The 20,297-nt window shown below is 52.4% G+C and carries 17 protein-coding genes and 1 pseudogene; 11 read left to right on the top strand and 7 right to left on the bottom strand.

Annotated features, from left to right (window positions below):
* The first annotated feature begins 28 nt into the window (after positions 1-28).
* From AGA_RS08220 to AGA_RS08195, 6 genes are all read left to right on the top strand, one after another.
* Complete coding sequence (locus AGA_RS08220; protein WP_231945748.1) at positions 29-1,123, top strand: asparaginase; 1,095 nt, start codon at positions 29-31, stop codon at positions 1,121-1,123.
* Between the two features lie 265 nt (positions 1,124-1,388).
* Positions 1,389-4,442, top strand: a complete 3,054-nt coding sequence (gene fdnG / locus AGA_RS08215; protein ID WP_083503679.1) for a formate dehydrogenase-N subunit alpha — start codon at positions 1,389-1,391, stop codon at positions 4,440-4,442.
* A 9-nt stretch (positions 4,443-4,451) separates the two neighbouring features.
* Positions 4,452-5,387: a formate dehydrogenase subunit beta gene (fdxH, locus tag AGA_RS08210; RefSeq protein WP_059023816.1), complete on the top strand. Its 936-nt coding sequence runs from the start codon at positions 4,452-4,454 to the stop codon at positions 5,385-5,387.
* Positions 5,387-6,040, top strand: a complete 654-nt coding sequence (locus tag AGA_RS08205) for a formate dehydrogenase subunit gamma (RefSeq protein WP_059023815.1) — start codon at positions 5,387-5,389, stop codon at positions 6,038-6,040. The genes fdxH and AGA_RS08205 overlap by 1 nt, the downstream gene beginning before the upstream one ends.
* Before the next feature lie 8 nt (positions 6,041-6,048).
* Entirely contained in the window at positions 6,049-6,957 is a 909-nt protein-coding gene (gene fdhE, locus AGA_RS08200) for a formate dehydrogenase accessory protein FdhE (protein ID WP_231945747.1), read from the top strand.
* The gene (locus AGA_RS08195) at positions 6,911-8,236 is read left to right on the top strand and encodes a molybdopterin molybdotransferase MoeA (RefSeq protein ID WP_306416234.1); all 1,326 of its coding nucleotides are present in this window, start codon (positions 6,911-6,913) and stop codon (positions 8,234-8,236) included. The genes fdhE and AGA_RS08195 overlap by 47 nt, the downstream gene beginning before the upstream one ends.
* Here the strand turns inward: AGA_RS08195 and mobB are convergent.
* Positions 8,233-8,769, bottom strand: coding sequence for a molybdopterin-guanine dinucleotide biosynthesis protein B (mobB, locus tag AGA_RS08190; protein WP_059023812.1), 537 nt, complete (start codon positions 8,767-8,769; stop codon positions 8,233-8,235). The genes AGA_RS08195 and mobB overlap by 4 nt on opposite strands.
* Before the next feature lie 95 nt (positions 8,770-8,864).
* Here mobB and mobA point away from each other — a divergent pair, with 95 nt between their 5' ends.
* Together mobA and fdhD are read left to right on the top strand one after the other, a co-directional pair.
* Positions 8,865-9,503, top strand: a complete 639-nt coding sequence (mobA, locus tag AGA_RS08185) for a molybdenum cofactor guanylyltransferase (protein ID WP_059023811.1) — start codon at positions 8,865-8,867, stop codon at positions 9,501-9,503.
* 70 nt (positions 9,504-9,573) lie between these two features.
* The gene (fdhD, locus tag AGA_RS08180) at positions 9,574-10,317 is read left to right on the top strand and encodes a formate dehydrogenase accessory sulfurtransferase FdhD (protein WP_231945745.1); all 744 of its coding nucleotides are present in this window, start codon (positions 9,574-9,576) and stop codon (positions 10,315-10,317) included.
* Positions 10,318-10,342: 25 nt separating this feature from the next.
* On the opposite strand, the gene AGA_RS08175 is transcribed toward fdhD, so the two are convergent.
* The 4 genes from AGA_RS08175 to AGA_RS08160 all read right to left on the bottom strand — a co-directional run bounded on the left by AGA_RS08175 (position 10,343) and on the right by AGA_RS08160 (position 15,502).
* Complete coding sequence (locus AGA_RS08175) at positions 10,343-11,503, bottom strand: SMP-30/gluconolactonase/LRE family protein (protein WP_059024768.1); 1,161 nt, start codon at positions 11,501-11,503, stop codon at positions 10,343-10,345.
* A 64-nt stretch (positions 11,504-11,567) separates the two neighbouring features.
* Positions 11,568-12,926, bottom strand: a complete 1,359-nt coding sequence (locus AGA_RS08170) for an amidohydrolase family protein (protein ID WP_231945744.1) — start codon at positions 12,924-12,926, stop codon at positions 11,568-11,570.
* 23 nt (positions 12,927-12,949) lie between these two features.
* Positions 12,950-14,143, bottom strand: coding sequence for an MFS transporter (locus AGA_RS08165; RefSeq protein ID WP_083503589.1), 1,194 nt, complete (start codon positions 14,141-14,143; stop codon positions 12,950-12,952).
* Between the two features lie 150 nt (positions 14,144-14,293).
* Positions 14,294-15,502 carry a cation:proton antiporter gene (locus AGA_RS08160; protein WP_059023808.1) on the bottom strand — a complete coding sequence of 403 codons (1,209 nt, stop codon included), beginning with the start codon at positions 15,500-15,502 and terminating at the stop codon, positions 14,294-14,296.
* Between the two features lie 204 nt (positions 15,503-15,706).
* Between AGA_RS08160 and hmpA the strand changes: the two genes are divergently transcribed.
* Entirely contained in the window at positions 15,707-16,918 is a 1,212-nt protein-coding gene (hmpA, locus tag AGA_RS08155; RefSeq protein ID WP_059024766.1) for an NO-inducible flavohemoprotein, read from the top strand.
* 549 nt (positions 16,919-17,467) lie between these two features.
* Here hmpA and AGA_RS08145 read toward each other — a convergent pair.
* Positions 17,468-18,178: a LysR substrate-binding domain-containing protein gene (locus AGA_RS08145; protein ID WP_231946119.1), complete on the bottom strand. Its 711-nt coding sequence runs from the start codon at positions 18,176-18,178 to the stop codon at positions 17,468-17,470.
* A 36-nt stretch (positions 18,179-18,214) separates the two neighbouring features.
* Positions 18,215-18,391 (bottom strand): annotated as a pseudogene (locus AGA_RS14110) (LysR family transcriptional regulator); the annotation flags it as partial.
* 125 nt (positions 18,392-18,516) lie between these two features.
* On the opposite strand from AGA_RS14110, the gene AGA_RS08140 reads away from it, so the two are divergent.
* Positions 18,517-19,386 carry a pirin family protein gene (locus tag AGA_RS08140; RefSeq protein ID WP_059024765.1) on the top strand — a complete coding sequence of 290 codons (870 nt, stop codon included), beginning with the start codon at positions 18,517-18,519 and terminating at the stop codon, positions 19,384-19,386.
* Positions 19,387-19,441: 55 nt separating this feature from the next.
* Positions 19,442-20,011 carry an NADPH-dependent FMN reductase gene (locus AGA_RS08135; protein WP_059023805.1) on the top strand — a complete coding sequence of 190 codons (570 nt, stop codon included), beginning with the start codon at positions 19,442-19,444 and terminating at the stop codon, positions 20,009-20,011.
* The last annotated feature ends 286 nt before the right edge of the window (positions 20,012-20,297 follow it).

Here is a 20,297-nt window from a genome sequence, read left to right as displayed (position 1 = left end):
TTCTGGCCCATACTGCAAACAACTTCTTTTGGCCGCCACGTTTGGACTGGCGACCGCTCTTCCTGTTCCGTGCGTTCATGCCGAATCACCATTGCAGCATAACGCTACACAAACCTTGCCACGTGTGCTGGTACTGGCGACTGGCGGCACCATATCGGGCAAAAAAGATACCCGCTCCGCAATTGGTTATGATGCAGGCGGCGTAAGTGGGCAGGAACTGGCGGAAGGGGTCCCTGGACTTGATAAACTTGCGAACCTGAAAGTTGAGCAGATCGCCAATATCGGCTCACAGGACATGAATGATGATGTCTGGCTCCGTCTGGCAAATCGTATTCAGAAAGCTTTTGACCAGCATGAAGCTGATGGTGTGGTCATTACACATGGAACGGACACCATGGAGGAAACTGCTTTTTTCCTCAGCAATGTTATCCACACTGCAAACCCTGTTGTACTAACGGGCTCCATGCGCCCTAGCACGGCCATTAGCGCCGATGGCCCGGCAAACCTGTACGAAGCTGTTGAAGTTGCGACAAGCCCCAAAGCCAAAGGGCGTGGCGTCATGATGGTTATGAATGACACCATTCACGGTGCCCGTTGGGCCAGTAAAACCAATACAACAGAGGTGCAAACCTTCCGCTCTGTTAACGCGGCGCCCATCGGCTATGTCGATCCGGCTTCTATCCGTTTTATTGAAGCGGCATTGCCTCAGCATGGGCCGACTTTAAGAGCGCCTGAACATGCTCCACTACCACGTGTGGAAATTATTTATGCGCACAGTAATATGGATGCCCAACAGATTGACAATGCCATTCGTGATGGTGCCAAAGGGATTGTTCTGGCTGGCGTAGGAGATGGCAATACGTCCCGTTTGGCCATTGAGGGGCTGGACCGTGCCGTAACACAGGGTCTGCTGGTTGTGCGATCAACCCGCACAGGCAGCGGTTTTGTCAATCGCAATGTTGAAGTATCAGACGACCAGCATGGTTTTGCGGTTTCCTACGACCTGAACCCGCAAAAAGCGCGCATTCTGCTTCAGCTTCTGATTGCCAATCAGCAGACATCACCTGCCGAAGTACAGCAGGCGTTCGCTTATGCAGACTCAGCAACCGGCTCTCCCGAATGAACTTACAGACATAAAGTATAATTTAAAAACATTATACAGGTTATCTATATACACACAAATATAGATAACCGCCAAAAATTAAAACTTCCTATGGTTTCCTAATATTCCATGTTTGCATTTTTGCCACACCCTTGCCGATTTATGCAAAAATTTATCAAGTAAAGCCTTGTTTAGCTATCTCGTGTGATCCTGATCAATGATCTAAACCCAGAAGCCCATATATACACCGGAATTACTGTTTCTTTACAAAACCGGGATGGTACAGATGGCTCTGGGGCGCAGAGAGTTTTTAAAAGGTGCTGGCACTTGCGTAGGAGGAGCCAGCGCCATTGCCCTTGGTTTTTCTCCCCCACAAGCTTTTGCGCAGGAAACGCGGCAATACAAATTGCTCCGCGCGAAAGAAACTCGGAACAACTGTACCTATTGTTCTGTTGGCTGCGGACTGCTGATGTACTCACTGGGGGATGGCGCCAAAAATGCCAAACCCAGTATTTTCCACATTGAGGGTGATCCGGACCACCCCGTCAGCCGTGGGTCTCTTTGCCCCAAAGGCGCTGGGCTTGTTGACTTCATTCACAGCGAAGGACGTCTTCATTACCCATCCTACCGTGCGCCTGGTAGCAACGAATGGAAGCGCATTAGCTGGGACGAAGCAACAGACCGCATTGCCCGCTTGCTCAAAGATGACCGTGACAAAAACTTTATTGAAAAGAACGAAAAAGGCGAAACCGTTAATCGTTGGTTAAGCACAGGCATGTTGGCGTCCTCCGCCGCCAGCAACGAAACAGGTCTGCTCGACTTTAAATTCGCCCGGTCTATGGGAATGCTCGCGCTTGACTGTCAGGCCCGCCTTTGCCACGGCCCCACCGTTTCGGCCCTTGCGCCAACTCTTGGCCGTGGCGCCATGACCAACAACTGGGTCGATATAAAAAACGCCAATGTCGTGCTGATCATGGGCGGCAATCCGGCAGAAGCTCACCCCGTGGGCTTCAAATGGGTCATGGAAGCCAAAATTCGCAACGGCGCCAAGGTCATGGTGGTGGACCCGCGCTTCAACCGAAGTGCCGCCGTCGCGGATTTTTACGCCCCCATCCGGGCAGGCTCAGATGGAGCTTTCCTGCTGGGTGTCATCAACTACCTTCTAACGCATGACCAGATTCAGCATGAATACGTAAAGGCCTATACCAATGCGGCCTTCGTCGTTCGGGAGGACTTCAGTTTTCACGAAGGACTCTTTAGCGGTTACGATGCGGAAAAACGGAGTTACGACAAGTCATCATGGACCTATGAGCGGGATGCTCAGGGATATGCGGTTGTTGACCCAACACTTCAGAACCCGCGCTGCGTCATCAACCTGTTGCGCCAACATGCAGCACGTTATACGCCAGACGTTGTGGCGCAAATAACCGGCACGCCCGAAAAAGATTTTTTGCACGTTTGCGAAACACTTGCGGCGACCAGCGCGCCGGACTTGACCTCGACCATCCTGTTTGCGCTCGGATGGACGCACCACACCAATGGAACGCAAATAATACGCACAGCGGCTATAATTCAGCTTTTGCTGGGCAATGTTGGTATGCCCGGTGGCGGGCTGAACGCCTTGCGTGGACATTCCAACATTCAGGGCTATACCGACCTCGGCCTGCTTTCTCTGCGGCTGCCGGGCTATATGAACCTGCCTAAGGACAGCCAGCAGACGCTGGATACCTACCTGCAAGCCGTAACGCCCCATGCGGATGAACCGGGGCAGGTCAACTACTGGCATAACACACCCAAATTCTTTGTCAGTCTGATGAAAACCCTATGGGGTGAGCACGCGACCCCAACCAATAACTGGGGTTATGACTGGCTCCCAAAATGGGACCGCAGCTACGATATGCTGGCCTATTTTGAAATGATGCAGCAGGGCAAGGTCAACGGCTACATTGCACAGGGCTTTAACCCTCTGGCTGCCATGCCCGATAAAAATCGTATGCGGGAAGGTCTGTCTAAACTCCGCTTTCTGGTCACCATGGACCCGCTGGATACGGAAACATCCAACTTCTGGCAGAATGAGGGCGCCTATAACGATACCAAACCGGAGGATATTCAGACAGAAGTCTTCCGTCTGCCCGCCTCGTGCTTTGCAGAAGAAAATGGGTCTATCGTCAACTCCGCACGCTGGCTGCAATGGCACTTTGAAGGTGCCCGACCACCGGGTGAGGCATGGAATGACGGACGCATTATTGGCACCATCTTTACCAAACTCCGAGCGCTATATGCCAAAGAGGGAGGTGTGTGCCCCGAGCCTGTTCTGAACATGCAGTGGAACTACAAAGACCCCGAAGACCCCACGCCTGAAGAAGTGGCGAAGGAAGCCAACGGCTACGCACTGGCCGACATAACGGATGACAAAGGAAAAATTGTCGTCCGCAAAGGGGAATTACTGCCTGATTTTTCCGTCATGAAGGATGACGGCAGCACATCCAGCTATTGTTGGATTTTTGCCGGCTCATGGACAGAAGCCGGTAACCAGATGTCTAGACGCGACAATACAGATACCGGGCTAGGCACAACCCCCGGCTGGGCTTGGGCTTGGCCTGCTAACCGCCGCATTCTGTATAATCGTGCTTCATTGGATGTACAGGGCCGTCCGTGGGACCCCAAACGGCAGATTATTGCATGGGATGGTCAACGCTGGGGAGGCGGGGATGTGCCTGATTATCCGGTCACATCACCACCCGGCAGCGGTGTTGGTCCGTTTATTATGCATAGCGAAGGCGTTGGTCTTTTGTTTGCTGGTGGTGACAAATTGGCTGATGGGCCGTTCCCCGAACATTATGAGCCGACGGAAACGCCGGTTCTGGCATCAGCTCTGGGTAAAACAACACTCCGAAACCCGGCAGCGCGTTTTTTCGCCGACGAAAAACCGCGTATGGGAGACCCAGCTCAGTATCCCTATGTAGCTACAACATATTCCATTACTGAGTTGTTTCGGCACTGGACAAAGCATTCCAGGCTGAATGCCATCATGCAACCCGAACAGTTTGTAGAAATTGGTGACAAACTGGCCGACAAACTCGGCATCAACGCCGGAGACATGGTGCGCGTATCCTCCCACCGTGGGTATATCGAGGCTAAAGCCGTTGTCACCAAAAGGCTTAAACGCCTGAGCGTTATGGGCAAGGATCTGGATCAGGTTGGTGTGCCCTGCCACTGGGGCTTTAAGGGGGCCGCGCGCAAGGGGTATCTGGCTAACACGCTCACACCCGCCATCGGGGATGCCAACTCCCAGACCCCTGAGTTCAAAGCTTTTCTTGTTAACGTTGAGAAAGTCTGAGGTGCGCTGATGGGTATGCAGTCACAAGACATCCTTCGCCGCTCCGCCACCAATGGACTGACGCAGCTGCCGCAGGCCCGCAGCCACGAGCAGGAAGTGGCCAAGCTGATTGATGTCTCCCTTTGCACAGGCTGCAAGGGATGTCAGGTTGCTTGTTCCGAATGGAACGATCTGCGCGACGAGGTTGGTCATAACGTGGGGGTGTATGATAACCCTGCCAACCTGTCCTCCGAAACATGGACAGTCATCCGATTTGATGAATATGAGGATGAAAGCGGCAAGCTGGAATGGCTTTTACGCAAGGAAGGCTGCATGCACTGCGCCGACCCCGGTTGCCTGAAAGCCTGCCCAAGCCCCGGTGCTATCTTGCAGTTTGCTAATGGTATTGTCGATTTTCAGTCCGAACAATGTATTGGCTGCGGTTACTGCGTTGCGGGCTGCCCGTTTGACGTTCCCCGCATTAGTTCAAAAGACAATAGAGCCTACAAATGCACGCTCTGTGCAGACAGAGTTGCGGTAGGGCAGGAGCCTGCCTGCGTTAAAACCTGCCCGACTGGCGCCATTTCCTTTGGCTCAAAAGCCGAAATGAAAGACCTTGCTGCAACACGCATTGAGGAACTCAAAGGTCGGGGACATGATGATGCAGGCCTGTATGACCCTGCGGGTGTGGGGGGCACGCACGTCATGTACGTTCTGACACATGCGGACAAACCCAGCCTGTACCACCGCCTCCCTGATGATCCGCACATCAGCCCCGTTGTCCGGGGATGGAAAGAATGGCTCAAACCTGTTGGGGCTCTTGGTTTTATTGCCACACTAGCAGGAGCATTTGCCCATTACATGGGGGTAGGGGCCAATACTACGGACGAAACACCACCGCCCGAGCCAGAAAAAGAGCTGGAAAATGCGCAGGAAGGCCCTGACAAAAATGGGAGGGAAGCATAATGGATAACGGCAATCTGGTATTACGCACCAAGCTGATTGACCGTATGCTCCACTGGAGCATGGTTTCATGCTTCACTCTGGTTGCACTGTCTGGCCTCTCATGGTTTTTCCCAAGCCTGAACTGGTTGGGGTATGTGCTTGGTCCACCACAACTTGCCCGCGTATTGCATCCCTTTTTAGGCATTGCCGTATTTGGTTTGCTGATGTGCATGTTTGTACGTTTTGTGCACCATAACCTGTTTGTTCGCACTGATCTGATATGGTTCCGGCATATTGTAGATGTGCTACTGAACAAACATGGCCAGAAACTTCAGATTGGCAAATATAATGCAGGCCAGAAAATTCTCTTCTGGAGCATTATGTCCTTTATCAGCCTTCTGTTTGTCAGCGGGTTAATGATCTGGCGCGCTTATTTTGCGGCACTCTTTCCCATCCCCGTGCTCCGTCTAGCGTTACTGGCCCATTCACTAGCGGGTCTTGGACTCATATTACTTGTGATCGGGCATATTTATATGGGCATATGGGTCCGTGGCTCCATTGGCGGCATGATTAGTGGATATGTATCCCGCGCGTGGGCAAGGCAGCATCATGACCGCTGGTATGAGGAAGAGGTCGCCCCCCCTCAGCCATCTTCGGCAAAGAGACATTACTGATGCCAAATATGTCTGACATCGTCTCACCAGACAAACGCACTCCCGGTATTGTGGCGATTGATCCAGTTCTTTTTCCCATACTGGAGAAACTGTATGATCGCCGCCTTCAACGGCTGAATGTGCTAGCAACCAAGCAAGAAGAAAACGGGGAATATTTCCGCTTTCTCTCCCATCTGGTCCACGCCCAGAAGCATATTCTGGAGCATATGCCGCTCGATCAGCCCAATCGTCGCGCCATTCTCGGACTTTTCAGCCACGGTTTGGATTCAGAACTCTTAGAGGACAGTCTTGCCAGCATAACGTGCTGGCAGAATGCCTATACTACACTGCTCCAGCAGATTTCTGCGTTTCTGCCATCTCCCATACAGCAAAATCTGACCGAACTTGCCGCTGATAAACCTCGGCTTATACGCGCTGCTACTGACCTTTTGTGGTCCCAGTATCAACAAGTGAACGCAGGAGCGGCTGTTGTGTTATGGGCGGCTCTTTCCATCTGCTGGGCGCAAGCTGTTGCGACACAGCAGGAGGAGGCCGTTACGCAGCCGATCGGTGCGGCTGTATGCTGTCCCTGCTGCCATGCGCCCCCCGTGGGCAGTCTGGTCCTTGGTGGTGCCCGTGAAGGACTGCGGTATTTGCAGTGTAGCCTGTGTGAAACACGTTGGCACCGCGTGCGGGCCGTCTGCGTTGACTGTGGTGCCAGTGACAAAATCGACCATTGGACACTGGACGACGCTAAATCTCCCATCCAGATTGAAACCTGTGGTGACTGTAAAGGTTACATTAAGACCTTCCGGCTGGACTACGATCCCGAACTGGAAGCCATGGCGGATGATCTGGGCAGTTTCTCGCTTGATAATGCCATAGAAGAAAATGGCTTTATGCGTATTGGCATCAATCCCTTCTCCTTTCCTGCATAGTCCGATTATGGATTGCCGCGTACATTTTCCTCAGCCATCACCGGCCGGGCCTGAACAACGTCAGGCTCCCGCGATGGTTGATTACGATCAAGCACAAGCTCTGCTTGCCCAGTTAGCCAAATCGCAGCCTGCGCCACAAACCGAGTTTATCCCCCTCAGTCAGGCAAGAGGTCGCATTCTGGCGCAGAACCTAAAGGCCAGTACGCCTCGGCCGGAAGCTGATATTTCTGCTATGGACGGGTATGCTTTATGCTGTGCGGATATTCCAGACACAGGCCAAAGCCATGTTACACTTCCATTGCGGGATTATATTACTGCGGGAGAGTGCCCTCCACCGCACCAGAATGGAACCGCCGCCACCATCCTAACCGGCGCACGCATACCCTTGGGGGCAGATTGCGTTATAGCCCGAGAACGAGTGGAAATGTGTGACGGCACACTCCGTCTGGCCTTGTCCGATATAGCTGCGGGGAAAAATATCCGGCGAGAAGGAGAGGAGTTTCCAACCGGCTCCACACTCCTGACAGCAGGACAGAAACTGGACTGGCGCCATGTGGCATTGTTAGCCAGCCAAAACATGAAACAATTGGCCGTTTATAAACAGGTTCGTATTGGTCTTATTGCCAATGGTGCCGAATTTGCAGACAACGCTCAGGATTGCCGAGCCGAAATCAATACGCCCTTGCTTACAGCAATGCTGGAAAGCTTAGGCTTGCATGTTGTTACCCGTGTTGTCGGCTCAGACAACCGCCAAGACCTGCAAAATGCAGTGTTGGAGATGGAGGCCCAGTCCGACGTTCTTATAACCACTGGCGGTATTTCCGTCGGGCAAACAGACCATGTATTGCCTGTTATGGAGCAACTTGGCGCATCCTGCCTGTTCAGGCGTGTCAAAATCAAACCCGGTAAACCGCTAACGGTTATGACGCTTGGTCATAAACCCGTATTCTGCTTACCGGGCAACCCGGGCGCCACGGCCATCTGCACCCTGTTTTTTGTTATTCCATTTTTACGTTCCCTTATAAACGTAAAATCTGAATCTGATATTCCCTATACGTCGGATGGAAGAAGCAGTTTTTCTTTTTCATCTCCCGCAGAGACAACATGCTTTGTACCCGTCACCTATGCACAAAGCGGAAAAGAAGGTGTATTTACTGCCGTTCCTTCCCGGGGTGCTTCAGATATACTCTGTTTTTCCCATGCCACAGGACTTCTTCTTATTCCGGCTGGACAAACCTTGAACGTCGGAGACTGGTGTTCTGCCATACCTTTGAACTAAGGTTTTTGGGAAAAAGACCATAAAAATGCCTGCTGCTGAATATAACATGCAATACTTTGGATATCTTCTATAGAAAAAACTGTTGTTCCGTTAGGTATATGTAGTGATGCGGAACTATCGGTTGCAATTGCTGTAATCTGCTTCTCATTTGTAAAAAGCGGGTCTTTACCTGTTACAGAGCGCCAAACCTCCAGACAAGCCGGCACATCGGCATGAAACCCCTCAACCAAAACCAGATCAACCGGCAGCATGGCAGCTAGAAGTTCGTCCAGAACTGGTGGAGTGGAACATTCATGTTGCAGAACCCAGCGATCGGGCGTTGCCAGCATTACTTCTGTGGCTCCACCCTCCCTATGCAGGAAGGTATCTTTCCCCGGTTTATCCATGTCCACACCGTGGTGGGTGTGCTTTATGGTGGAAACACTCAGCCCGCTCTGGCGAAAAAAAGGGATAAGACGGCTGATAAGATGCGTTTTGCCCGACCCGCTCCGTCCGATAATACCAAAAATCCGTTGTTTGTCGTTACGCGGCATAGACAGACCAACCTACGTAGTTTTACTGCGGGGCTTTGATTCCTAACCAGACTCAAGCACAATGACCAGCCTAAACGGATAGAGACACGCCCATCATGCAACACACGTTAAAAGTAGCGGGACTAGTGCTGGCCGGAGGGCAGGGGCGGCGGATGCTCGGTGCTGACAAAGCGTTTATGGAAATCAATAAGCGACCATGCATTGACTGGGTCATTGCCCGCCTGAAAACAGAATGTGCGGGAATTGCGATAAGCGCTAATGGCGATGCGCAAAGATTTGCTCCGTGGGGATGCCCCGTTCTGGCAGATACACTACAGGATACCGGGCCACTCGCCGGATTATTGCGCGGTCTGGAATGGGCTGAGGCAACAGGATTTGACGTTTTGGTCAGCATCCCTGTTGATACGCCATTAATCCCCAGCAACCTGATCAAAACGTTATTGCCTGCAGCGTCCTATGCTACATATGGGGAGCAGCGCCACTCCCTGGTCGCAGCATGGCCTGTGCGTTCTGCCCGCGCACTGCTCGCTTCACAGCTTGCGAACATATCTGAACAGAACAGAAAACAGAACACACGGGTTTGCACTCTGGCACATGCGCTTGATGCGCGCGCCGTCGATTTTTCCTCTTCAGATTCAGCAGACCCGTTTTTGAACATCAACACACCAGAAGATCTGCTGGCAGTAAAAGCTATTTTACAAAATCAGAATAAGAATAACAGCAATGGCCAATGACGTAACACATTTCCCCATTTCAAGTGCCTGTCATGTGGAGCGGATTACCTGGCCCAAACAGACAGAAACAATGACAGAAGACACTTTGCAATTGGCTGAAGAAGTGCCTCTCGCGTTGGTCTATAATGGCATTGATTATGCGGTCATGATGGTAACCCCACACGACATGACGGACTTTGTTATTGGTTTTTCCATGACGGAAGGAATTGTCAGTTCTTTATCTGAAATCAAACAGGTTAGCATTTCTCCTGTTGCTGATGGCCTAAAAGCGGATATTCGTATTGGTGCCGATGCACTCAGGAAGGTTCTGGCCCGTAGCAGACGCCCAATAGCCGGTCGTACCGGATGTGGCATATGCGGTTCAGATATGGGCAGTGTCATCAAATGCACACCACATGCAGTTCAGGGTTATACGCCAGAATTACAGGCAATCCGCACAGCGTTGGCAAACCTGCGGGACCACCAAACCCTTAATGTGGGCATCGGTATGCTTCATGCTGCAGCATGGTGCAGTACTGACGGACACATTGCATCCATTCGGGAAGACGTCGGCCGACACAATGCTTTAGACAAGTTAATTGGCCACGGTCTGCAAACCCATCTCGATTTCTCAGACGGTTTTTGTGTGTTAACCAGCCGCTGCTCTTATGAAATGGCCGCTAAGGCCGTTGCCTCTGGTATGCGTGCGCTGGTTTCGCTCTCTGCTCCCACAGCCTTGGCTCTCAGAACTGCGCAACAAGCTGGACTGGCCCTGATTTCTCCAGCCAGACCGGAAAGTATTTGCCTGCATCCCGCTCCCTCGCACAAGGCCTAGAATTAGCTGCTCCAAATTCTACCGTTTAGTGTGACGCAGGCGGGTTGATCGGGATTTTGGCAACCAGAAAAGGCGGTTTACGCATATCCTGCCCGTCATGCAGGCGGGGGAGGCGGCTCCATTGCCCAAGCACAACGTACACGGCCTGTTGGTCTGCAAAAATACCATCGGGCCAAACAAACCGTGAGTCAGAGGCTATCTGTTCAAAAGTCCCATCCGGGTTTCGGCGGAAGACCGCGTCATGGTCCGCTGCCGTTGTATAAATTCGGTCCCATGGGTCTGTTGCCAGCCCATCAGCAGCGCCCTTTTCCCCTTCATCAACAACAAGAGCAGCAAGCTGCTCGGAGCTAACGCTAAAATCGGCTAATTTTTCCGTTGGCAGACTATACAGCCGCCGACTTGCCAAAGGGGCATAATAGACCCGTGTCGAATCTGCAGAGAGGGTAATACCGTCTGCGCCCCCGGCAGGAAACGTTGGGTGGCTAGGGTCATAATGCAGAACACGCCCATCCAGCACAGTCTGGTATCCGGTATCGGGTAGGACGGATACGGTATTGGCCAACACACGCCGTTGCTGACCAGTTGCAATATCCAGCACAACCAGAGCGGGATGCCCATCAAACGAACTGTCCGTTATATACGCCACGCCTTTTTTGCCGTGTGTCAGGTCAACACGAAGGTCATTCATATGGCTTCCGGGCAATAAAGCATCCTTGAGGACAACACACGCAAAAACCTGCCCAGTTACAGGGTTAATGCCCACAACCTTAGCTCCACCAGCCGGAATAGGCTGCCCTTTAACCTTGCCATCATCAATAATCCACAGGTTCCCTTGCGTATCAGTTGTCATGCCATGCGGAGAAATAAGCCGTGTTTGTGGTTCCCCTGTAGATGAGGCCGAAAACGCAGCGGAAGGAAAAGGAATAAGCCGCCCCTCTTTCCATTCCGCCAGAACCGGTCCGCTATGATCCCCATCATGCTTAGGGAAGGTAAGAAACAGTTTTCCACCCACAACAGCAATGCCTGAAGGATCTGGCGTGGTTATGCTGGCAACAATCTGAACATGCCCTGTTCGGCCAAAAGCCGGGTCCGCATTACTGGTAATCGGAAAAGTCTGAGCCTGAACAGATGACAGCAGACCAGCCCATAAACCAACCCCCAGTAAAAATGGTCCAAATTTATGCATGTTCACCTCCCAATACCCCTATGGATGCAATAACGGCCTGCTCTATGATTTTTAACGTTACCTATCAGCGGGTGGAGTGATCCATTTTAATCGGTACGGGGCCAGCTACGGCAGAACCATTCTCCCATGTTTCCACCACACGGTCAGCATCAGCCACTGACCGGTCGGGATTACCCGCGACAATGAGCAAATCAGCCCTTTTGCCAGCAACAATAACGCCGCGGTCATGGAGGTCCAGCAACTCTGCTGCTTCTTGCGTCGCAATGTGCAGAGCCTGCAAAGGCGTCAGCCCGGCCTGAACCATAAGAGCAAGTTCACGATGCTCGGCAACCCCGGGCACGCGTAACGGGGTTGCTCCACTATCTGTGCCAAAACCGATCCTCACTCCAGCATTCCAGAGTGTTTTGAGATTTTGCAGATTATTAGACAGAGATGTGCGAGCAAACTCCGCCTTGGGGCCAGACCTGTTCTCCTGCCGCCACTCTGGATTATTGATCTGCTCGATCAGCGGGGTAGAAAGTCCTGCAACAATAAATGGGGCTTTCGTCCATGCTGGCTGGTCCGCCCATACGGTTGTCGCTTCATCCAACTCCAACGTGGCAATATACCAAACCCCACGCTCTTTAAGGGACTGGACCAAAGACGGCGGAACGGGCTTATCTCGCACGCCATGAGCCAGAATATCTACCCCCATGGCCACAACGTCTTCCGCATCATCCAGATCATGAATATGTGCGGCAACACGCAAATGCTTTTTATGTGATTCATCCACCACGGCCTTTATAATGGCCGGGTCCATTTTAACAGGGAGGGAGTGGTCAAAGTCATCTACCCAGATTTTGACCAGATCGGTCCCTTCCGCTGCCATAGCATCCACATTGCCCCGTGCTTCTTCCGGCGTGTGAGGCCTGAATAACTGGTCTGGTGCGACATTGACGGGAGGTGCCCCACGGGGCACGCCAATACCCTGATCAACGCCGAACAGGTCCACTGGCAGTAGCCCCATATGCGCATCTTTGCGCATGGGATCAAAAACACGCGGAACATTATTGCCCAAAGCCGTCACTGTGGTCACGCCATACCGTCGATACTGTGCCAACTCGGAGGAAATAATATCGGACGTGTAAAACTGCGGTCCTGTATGAACACCCTGCAACTGGCCGATGTGGCTATGATCGGAGATGAGACCGGGTAGAACGCTTTCTCCCGACCGATCCAGAATCTGAGCATGAGCGGGAATTGCCACATCCCGGCCCGCAGCCACAATGACCCCGTCCTGCATAACGACGGTTCCGTTCTCTATGGCAGGAGCGCCGGTGCCATCTATGATCCGAATATGAGTTAGGGCGACAGGCACCGTCTGGGCGTGAACCAAAACAGGAACACCCAAAAGAATGGTGGCCGCCAAAGCTACGCGTTTCATACTGATCTCCATCATAGTGCTGTTCAGTCAGGCATCATTGCAATGCGTTCCTGCCATGCCAGACGTGCGGACAGTAACAGCCCCCCAACGCCAGCCATGCCGCCCACCATAAAAACGATGCTATCTCCCGCTCTCTCAGCCAACAAACCCGTCAAAGGGCCGGTTGCCCCGTATGCAAGGTCCTGAAAAGCGGCAAATCCCCCCATGGCAGTGCCCCGCATTTGCGGTGCAACACGCCTGACAACCTCCACCCCCATGGCAGGGAAAATCATGGAGCAGCCGCATCCGGTCAAAAAAGCCCCGGCAAGGGCCACATTCGGGGTCGCGGCCTGCCAGAGCAAAAGCTGCCCACAGGTTTCCACCAGCATGGAAACAAACGCGACCCGTGCGCCACCCAGCTTATCGGGCAGGTGGCTGCACAAAATTCTGACCAGCACAAAGGCTACACCAAAAAACGTCAGTCCCAGCGCCGCATGGGGCCAATGTCGATGCAGGAACATGAGCGGCATAAATGCGCCAATCGCTGCAAAACCGATGCCCTGAACAAATACAACCAGCCCAAGATCTGCGATTTTGTTAATAATGCGGCTTATGGGGAGCCGATCTCCACCAAGAGGAGGCACAGCGGTAACAGGAGCCGCCATTGCAAAACCAACCACCGGTGTTGCAATGCAGGCAAGGGCGACCAACAAATATCCACCCTGGTTGTAGAGACCCAGCCCCACCGGGCTGCCCGCCGCCAACGAGCCATACATCCCCATACCAACAACAGACAACACACGCCCCGAGCGGTGGTGCCCCATAAGGCCTATTCCCCAAGCCAGCAGCCCGACCACCGTCAGGCTTTCGCCCAAGCCAAGCGTCAGACGCGCCACAACAAGCATACCAAATGCTGCCCACGGAACAGTCAGCCATGTAACTACGGCAGCCAGAACCCCGCTCAGGGTATAAAATACTAACCCATACAGCATACAGCGTTTGCCACCCTTATGGTCGGCAAACCGACCAGCAAACCCACGTGTGATAATGGTGGAAACAAACGCAACGCCCACAGCCAACCCGGCTAGCGCATTACCCATATGGAGCGATGTTGCCACATACACCGTGGTTGTCGGCATGGACATGGCTACCGCAAGGTAGGACAGAAAAAGTGCAACCGCGAGCCATAACAGCAAACGGGGTGCCTTATCCTGATCAGCAGAGGGTGTGCCGGGCATTAACATACCAGCTCCTTATTAGAGGCGAGATGTTCATAAATGCCGCTAACCCTCCTCAAGGGTTGGCTAAGTCAGCCTGATTGCCAAGGGTTTTGTATATGACAATGCCGTGAGGGCAGGTGTGGCCAACGCAAGGTTGGCCACATGGATTCAAGCCTTGCGAGGAGAGAATAGCTTGAACAATGGCCCTGTCAGCGTTGTGGAGATAACTGCCAGCACCATAAGGGATGCAAAGCCAAAATCAGACAGCATACCGTTGCCATGCAGAATGGTTGCCGCAACAATTTCCATCAGGCCTTTGCATTGCAACAGCGCACCCACGCCCAACGCCTGCCTCGGCTTAAGCCCCGCTGCGGGCGGATAAAGGTAAACAGCTGCAATTTTGGTTACCATTGAGATACCCACTAAGGCGAGAGACGCAACAACCGATGGCCATGTCAGCGCATCCCCATTGATGTGTAGCCCACTGTGGCCAAAGAACATGGGCGCAAACCAGATCAATGCAAACGTTCCCACAGCTTCCACCGGCAAACGCCGGACCCAGCTCGGTGGCATAATGGCACCCGCAAAATATGCGCCAATCAGCTCATGCAAACCCAGTTGCATACTGGCCCACGACCCAGCCGCCAGATAAACCGGCACAGCCAGCCAGATAACCCACAAAGGGGGGTGCCGGAAATGATGGGAGGCCCAGTACCCTGCCGCAGCAAGACCAACCAGCAGAAGAACAGCCAGCGCTTCCAACCCTGTCCAGCCATGCAGGGCGGCAGAACCACGCGCTGCAAACTGAAGGGCTGCCAGCCCGATCCATAACGCGGCGTCATCCACGACTGCCAATTTAAGTGCTAATTGCCCTAAAGGTTTTTGAGACACGTCCAGTTCGCGCACAACACCAATCAAAACGGGTAGGGCGCTTACAGCCATGCACAAACCTATGGAGGCAGCCGCTATCATAGGCGTGGCATCAGGCGCCTTCCAACCATGCAGATGCAGAAAAACTGTGTAAGCCAGAAATGTGCCAACAAGAAACGGAAGGCCCAGAGCCACAACAGCCCCGCCGAAAAGACGGCCAAGCGTGGGTTGCTCAAAATCCTGACCAGTAGGCTCCCCACCGGGATGCTGCCACATTTCCAGCCCAGCAGTAAAAGCGAGTACCAGCACGGCAACCCAGCCAATATTATTCCCATAGACTGAGGGGATGCCCATTGCCTGAACGGGCACATGCCAAACGGCAAGAGCTATGCCAACAAGGATAGGCAACACAGCAATAGGCAGCGCTTTATGCAGGAGCCGCCACAAAGCCCATGGGAAAAATACAAAAATTGCGGCATCGGTCAGAAGCGCTGTCAGCTTTGCCATACTGTGTCCTTTTTTGTTGAATTTTGTTCCTTGTAACGGATTAGTCACACGATATGCAAGTTTTGCATGCCTGGGCGCTGTTTATTCATGGCGATCATGGCTTTGCCATTGCATGACTGCCAACCATAAGATGTATTCCATTGACATCTTATGGTTGGCTCCATAGAAAAGGTATCTGTATTTTACACCTTTTGGACGCATCTGATGAGCACCATGCTTGACGACAAAACCCGGACAATTGTTTCTGCCTGTGTTCCAGCACTCGAGGCACATGGACTGGCTATAACGCAGGAAATGTATCGTCGGCTTTTGGCCAATCCGGAAATTCGCGATTTATTTAATATGTCCCATCAAAAAGATGGGGAACAGCCCAAGGCATTGGCATTGGCCGTTCTGGCTTACGCACGCAATATCAATAATTTAGGCGCGCTTGGAGGCATGGTCGAGCGGATTGCTGAAAAGCATGTGGGGCTGAACATTCTGCCCGAGCATTACCCCTTTGTTGGCGAAGCGCTGCTCGGCGCCATTGCCCATGTTCTGGGCGATGCCGCTACCCCGGAAATTATGGATGCCTGGGGCAAGGCCTACTGGTTTCTGGCCAATGTGCTGATTGGTCGGGAAAAACAGATTTATCATGACCATGCGGAAGCCCCCGGCGGCTGGACCGGCTGGCGCAGCTTTACCGTTCGTTCCATTGTTACGGAAAGCAGCACAGTCCGGTCATTCGAGCTTGTTCCCTCAGACAACAAGCCTGTTATGCTGCACAAACCCGGCCAATACCTCAGCTTCAAGCTGGATATTCCCGAGCATGGATCGCAACGCCGCAATTACAGCATTTCCTCCGCCCCTGCGTCTGACCATTATCGGATCAGTATCCGCAAGGCAGAAGGCGGTGTCGTCTCCTCATGGTTCCATGACACGGTCAGGGAGGGAGACACACTTATGGTTTCCGCTCCAGCGGGCGAATTTATCTATGATCCGTCCAAAGAAGAAAAAACCATGTTTATCAGCGCAGGAATAGGGCTCACTCCCTTTATCTCCGCACTGGGGTTGATTGAGCAGCAGCCGGGCCCAACCCGCTTTGTGCATGGAACACACGCCGCCGATACAGAAGCTTTTGGATCGTACATACAAGCATTGGCTGCCAAAGGCATTGTACGTGCCGATATTTTTTATAGTACCGGATTACCAAACAAAGCATCAGCAACCTCTGGGCTAGCACGACACGCAGGCCGCATTAATGCTGAGTGGCTATCAACACAAATAGAACCGAACACGACTTACCGGATATGTGGCCCAGATCAGTTCATGCTTGATGTCATCAAAGCACTTAAGGCGCAGGGCGTTCGGACAGAACAAATCCATTATGAATTCTTCGGCTCTGCATCAGATGCTCAATTGTTAGCTGCCGCATAAACCGGCACTTCTACACAACGGCCCTTACACGAGGCTGCGCCTCCGCCTAATACGGCGGGAACGGGGGCGCAGCCGCCAGTCATTCTTCTCCACCGCCCCAATGCGCGACAAAAACAAGAAGTTCCAGCCAACCCCGCACACAATTATATGCAAACGTAATAAATAGAACATTTATTACATAGTCAGCGTTGTGAATACGTTATTTGCCTCTTTCTCAAAAAGTAATTAGATAGCGTTTATCGCTCTGTTTCAGAAGGGCGAAGGTCAAAAATAATAGCCTAAAGCCTGATCCATTCAGCAGGGATATGGAACATGAGCAAGTATTCAAAAGACGTTGTGTTATGGGTTCTCGCGTTTGTTATCGTTGGTGGAATTATGTGGGGTGGCTCTATAGTCCTGCATAACTACCGCCAAAAACAATGGGACCAGTTTGTGCTCGAGCATCATTGCCAGATTACGGGAACCCAACCGTCTACCAGCTTTTTTACATCAGACCAGACCATTTATCAGTGTGACAATACAGGCATATATTATCGCAATAAATAAACCTTATCGTGCTAAGAACGTGGAAGTAGCCATCTGCCTTTGTCTGGCGCATTCCTCCGCCATAAAGTCTAGCAAGGTTCTTACGGCTGGCATCAACCCTTTCCGCGATGGAAAAACCGCGTGCACAATGCCCGCCCGCGGCGTCCATTGCGGTAGAAGCTGAACCAGCCTTCCGGCTTCTACGTCTTTCCACACCATAATTGTTGGTAGCTGCACAACGCCAACACCTAACAAAGCGGCTTCCCGCAATACCGCCATATCATCCGTTGCAAGCCGCGGTTCATGAAAAACTGTGGCAGTCTGCCCCTGTTCGTTCTCCAGCACCCATGAATGCTCCGCCGGATTGGTATGAAAGTCCAAACTAGGCAGCGTTGTCAGATCCGCAGGGGAGGTTAGGGGCGTCTTCAATAATTCAGGCGCAGCCACCAGGCACTGAGTACTTGTGTCCAGCACACGCATGATAAGATCAGACTGCTCAATGGGCGGAAAGCGCACCCGCACGGCAAGGTCCATTCCTTCCTCCAACACATCCACCCGTCGGTTTGTGCTTTCCAACTGCAAGGTAACAGCTGGATAACGTAGGACAAAACGCGCAAGAATGGCTCCAAACTGAAAGTTCAGGAGTGCTACAGGGCAACTCATCCGGATTAAGCCACATGGCTCCGTCTGCAACTGCGCAACGGACTGCTCCGCAGCTTCTGCCTCTGCCAGCATGGTTTTGCAGTGTTCATAAAATCGGCGGCCTGCTTCAGTGACCGAAAAATGGCGTGATGTCCTGTGCAAAAGTCTGGTATTCAGACGTGTCTCCAGCAGAGCCAGACGCCTGCTTAATAAAGACTTTTGGACCCCAATTCTCCGAGCGGCTGAAGAAAACCCACCGAAGTCCACAATCTGAACAAAATAATAGAAATCGTTAAGGTCTCTCATCGTCTCACTCATAGAACACAACGTCTGATTTTCCGATCTTTATAGAACACTGTGCCAACCTTATGTTCAAAAACAGCAAAAAGGAGCGGCAACTGCTCCTGCTTCGAACACTGGAGGAACCTACCATGCAAAAAAAAATTCTCGGCCTCTATGGCAATGAACGCGGACATTGGGTTGGCAATGGTTTTCCTGTTCGCTCCCTGTTTTCCTATACCAATCTTGGCAAGCACCTGAGCCCTTTCCTGCTGCTGGACTATGCGGGACCACACCAGTTCCACCCCACAGACGAACGGCGTGGTGTTGGCGAGCACCCTCATAGAGGGTTTGAGACCGTAACAATCGTTTATGATGGGGAAGTCGAACACCGTGATTCATCCGGTGGTGGTGGCACCATAGGACCGGGTGACGTACAGTGGATGACAGCCGGTAGCGGTATTATGCATCAGGAGTTTCATTCCCCCGCTTTTGCAGCGACGGGAGGCCCGTTCAAAATGGTGCAACTATGGGTCAATCTGCCAGCCAAAGACAAACTGACACCGCCAGCGTATCAGACCCTACGGGCTACGGATATTCCTACTGTTTCCTTCCCACACGATGCGGGGGCCTTACGGGTGATTGCCGGTCAGTACGACCAAGCCAGCGGGCCAGCACGCGTGTTTTCTCCAATCAATGTATGGGATGTGCGGCTTAATGAAGGTGCCGTGCTCCCCCTTTCTCTCCCAGAAGGACACAATGCCGCTGTTGTCCTTCTGGAAGGACGGCTGAATGTGAATGGCATACAGGAACTCGGTAACGCTCAACTCGTTCTACTCGACCAGAATGGAACGGATATTACCATTCAGGCACAAACCACCGCCAGTTTTCTTGTTTTAACCGGAGCGCCTCTCAACGAACCCATTGAAGGGTACGGCCCATTTGTCATGAACACACGCGCGGAGATCCGCCAAGCCATAGAAGACTTCAATAATGGTCGCTTTGGCGGCATTCCGGCTTGAACATCGCCTCCATAGCCACCCCACCACGGCCATACTGCCAAGGACGAAATAAAACATGACAGCACCATCACAGCTACATTTTGTAACCCTCCTGGGTAGTTTGAGGCGCAACTCCTTTAACGCCGCAATTGCCAGAAGTCTTCCTCAGTTAGCACCAGAGGATGTGTCCATATCAGCTCTTGGAAGTATTGCCGACTTCCCCCATTACAATCAGGACATGCAGGAGGAGGGGTTTCCCTCCTCTGTTCTGGCCATGGCCGAACAAATAAGGGCATCTGACGGACTTATTATTGTCACACCAGAATATAATTACTCCGTACCCGGTGTGCTCAAAAACGCTATAGACTGGCTCTCCCGCGTAGCACCACAACCTTTGGCCAAAAAGCCCGTTGCCATTCAAACGGCCTCTCCCGGACAGATTGGTGGGGCACGAGCCCAGTATCATTTACGCCAAAGTCTGGTGTTTCTGGATGCCTTTGTCCTGAACAAACCGGAAGCTATGATTGGTCAGGTTACCAACAAAATTGACCCGCAAACGCAAACATTAACCGATACTTCAACACGGGATTTCCTGACTCGTCAGATAAGTGCGCTGGCAGAACTGGCCCGTACGCTACAGAAATAAGCCATTAGTCGGCGAACGCGCCTCGTCTGCCTGTTTTTTACACGCAAACAGGCAGAGAGGTGCAAAATGCGTTCAGTCAATCTTGAGGGTGAGAGTAGTTCGCATTAGAGTGTAAAGGACATACCCGTCCAAACCACGAAAGTGAGTTATCTTGCCCGCCGAGCCTCCCACGTGGCCTCCTACGCACATCGGACCAGCAATCAACAGTGCGGGAAGGGACTACCAAGCCTCATTACGCTGGTCCCGGCTTTGCTTGTGAACACAGTGCCAGATTATACGCGCCGTT

The organism is Acetobacter ghanensis (genome assembly GCF_001499675.1).
GTDB classification, from domain to species: Bacteria; Pseudomonadota; Alphaproteobacteria; order Acetobacterales; family Acetobacteraceae; genus Acetobacter; species Acetobacter ghanensis.
Note: the sequence above shows the minus strand (reverse complement) of the source record. Positions and strands in the feature narration are given on the sequence as shown.

What these genes read in the sequence shown, in the direction of transcription:
- fdnG (WP_083503679.1), top strand. Translation starts at nt 1,389, where the DNA reads ATGGCTCTGGGGCGCAGAGAGTTTTTAAAAGGTGCTGGCACTTGCGTA.
- fdxH (WP_059023816.1), top strand. Translation starts at nt 4,452, where the DNA reads ATGGGTATGCAGTCACAAGACATCCTTCGCCGCTCCGCCACCAATGGA.
- AGA_RS08205 (WP_059023815.1), top strand. Translation starts at nt 5,387, where the DNA reads ATGGATAACGGCAATCTGGTATTACGCACCAAGCTGATTGACCGTATG.
- fdhE (WP_231945747.1), top strand. Translation starts at nt 6,049, where the DNA reads ATGTCTGACATCGTCTCACCAGACAAACGCACTCCCGGTATTGTGGCG.
- AGA_RS08195 (WP_306416234.1), top strand. Translation starts at nt 6,911, where the DNA reads ATGGCTTTATGCGTATTGGCATCAATCCCTTCTCCTTTCCTGCATAGT.
- mobB (WP_059023812.1), bottom strand. Translation starts at nt 8,769, where the DNA reads ATGCCGCGTAACGACAAACAACGGATTTTTGGTATTATCGGACGGAGC.
- mobA (WP_059023811.1), top strand. Translation starts at nt 8,865, where the DNA reads ATGCAACACACGTTAAAAGTAGCGGGACTAGTGCTGGCCGGAGGGCAG.
- fdhD (WP_231945745.1), top strand. Translation starts at nt 9,574, where the DNA reads ATGACAGAAGACACTTTGCAATTGGCTGAAGAAGTGCCTCTCGCGTTG.
- AGA_RS08175 (WP_059024768.1), bottom strand. Translation starts at nt 11,503, where the DNA reads ATGCATAAATTTGGACCATTTTTACTGGGGGTTGGTTTATGGGCTGGT.
- AGA_RS08170 (WP_231945744.1), bottom strand. Translation starts at nt 12,926, where the DNA reads ATGAAACGCGTAGCTTTGGCGGCCACCATTCTTTTGGGTGTTCCTGTT.
- AGA_RS08165 (WP_083503589.1), bottom strand. Translation starts at nt 14,143, where the DNA reads ATGCCCGGCACACCCTCTGCTGATCAGGATAAGGCACCCCGTTTGCTG.
- AGA_RS08160 (WP_059023808.1), bottom strand. Translation starts at nt 15,502, where the DNA reads ATGGCAAAGCTGACAGCGCTTCTGACCGATGCCGCAATTTTTGTATTT.
- hmpA (WP_059024766.1), top strand. Translation starts at nt 15,707, where the DNA reads ATGAGCACCATGCTTGACGACAAAACCCGGACAATTGTTTCTGCCTGT.
- AGA_RS08145 (WP_231946119.1), bottom strand. Translation starts at nt 18,178, where the DNA reads ATGCTGGCAGAGGCAGAAGCTGCGGAGCAGTCCGTTGCGCAGTTGCAG.
- AGA_RS08140 (WP_059024765.1), top strand. Translation starts at nt 18,517, where the DNA reads ATGCAAAAAAAAATTCTCGGCCTCTATGGCAATGAACGCGGACATTGG.
- AGA_RS08135 (WP_059023805.1), top strand. Translation starts at nt 19,442, where the DNA reads ATGACAGCACCATCACAGCTACATTTTGTAACCCTCCTGGGTAGTTTG.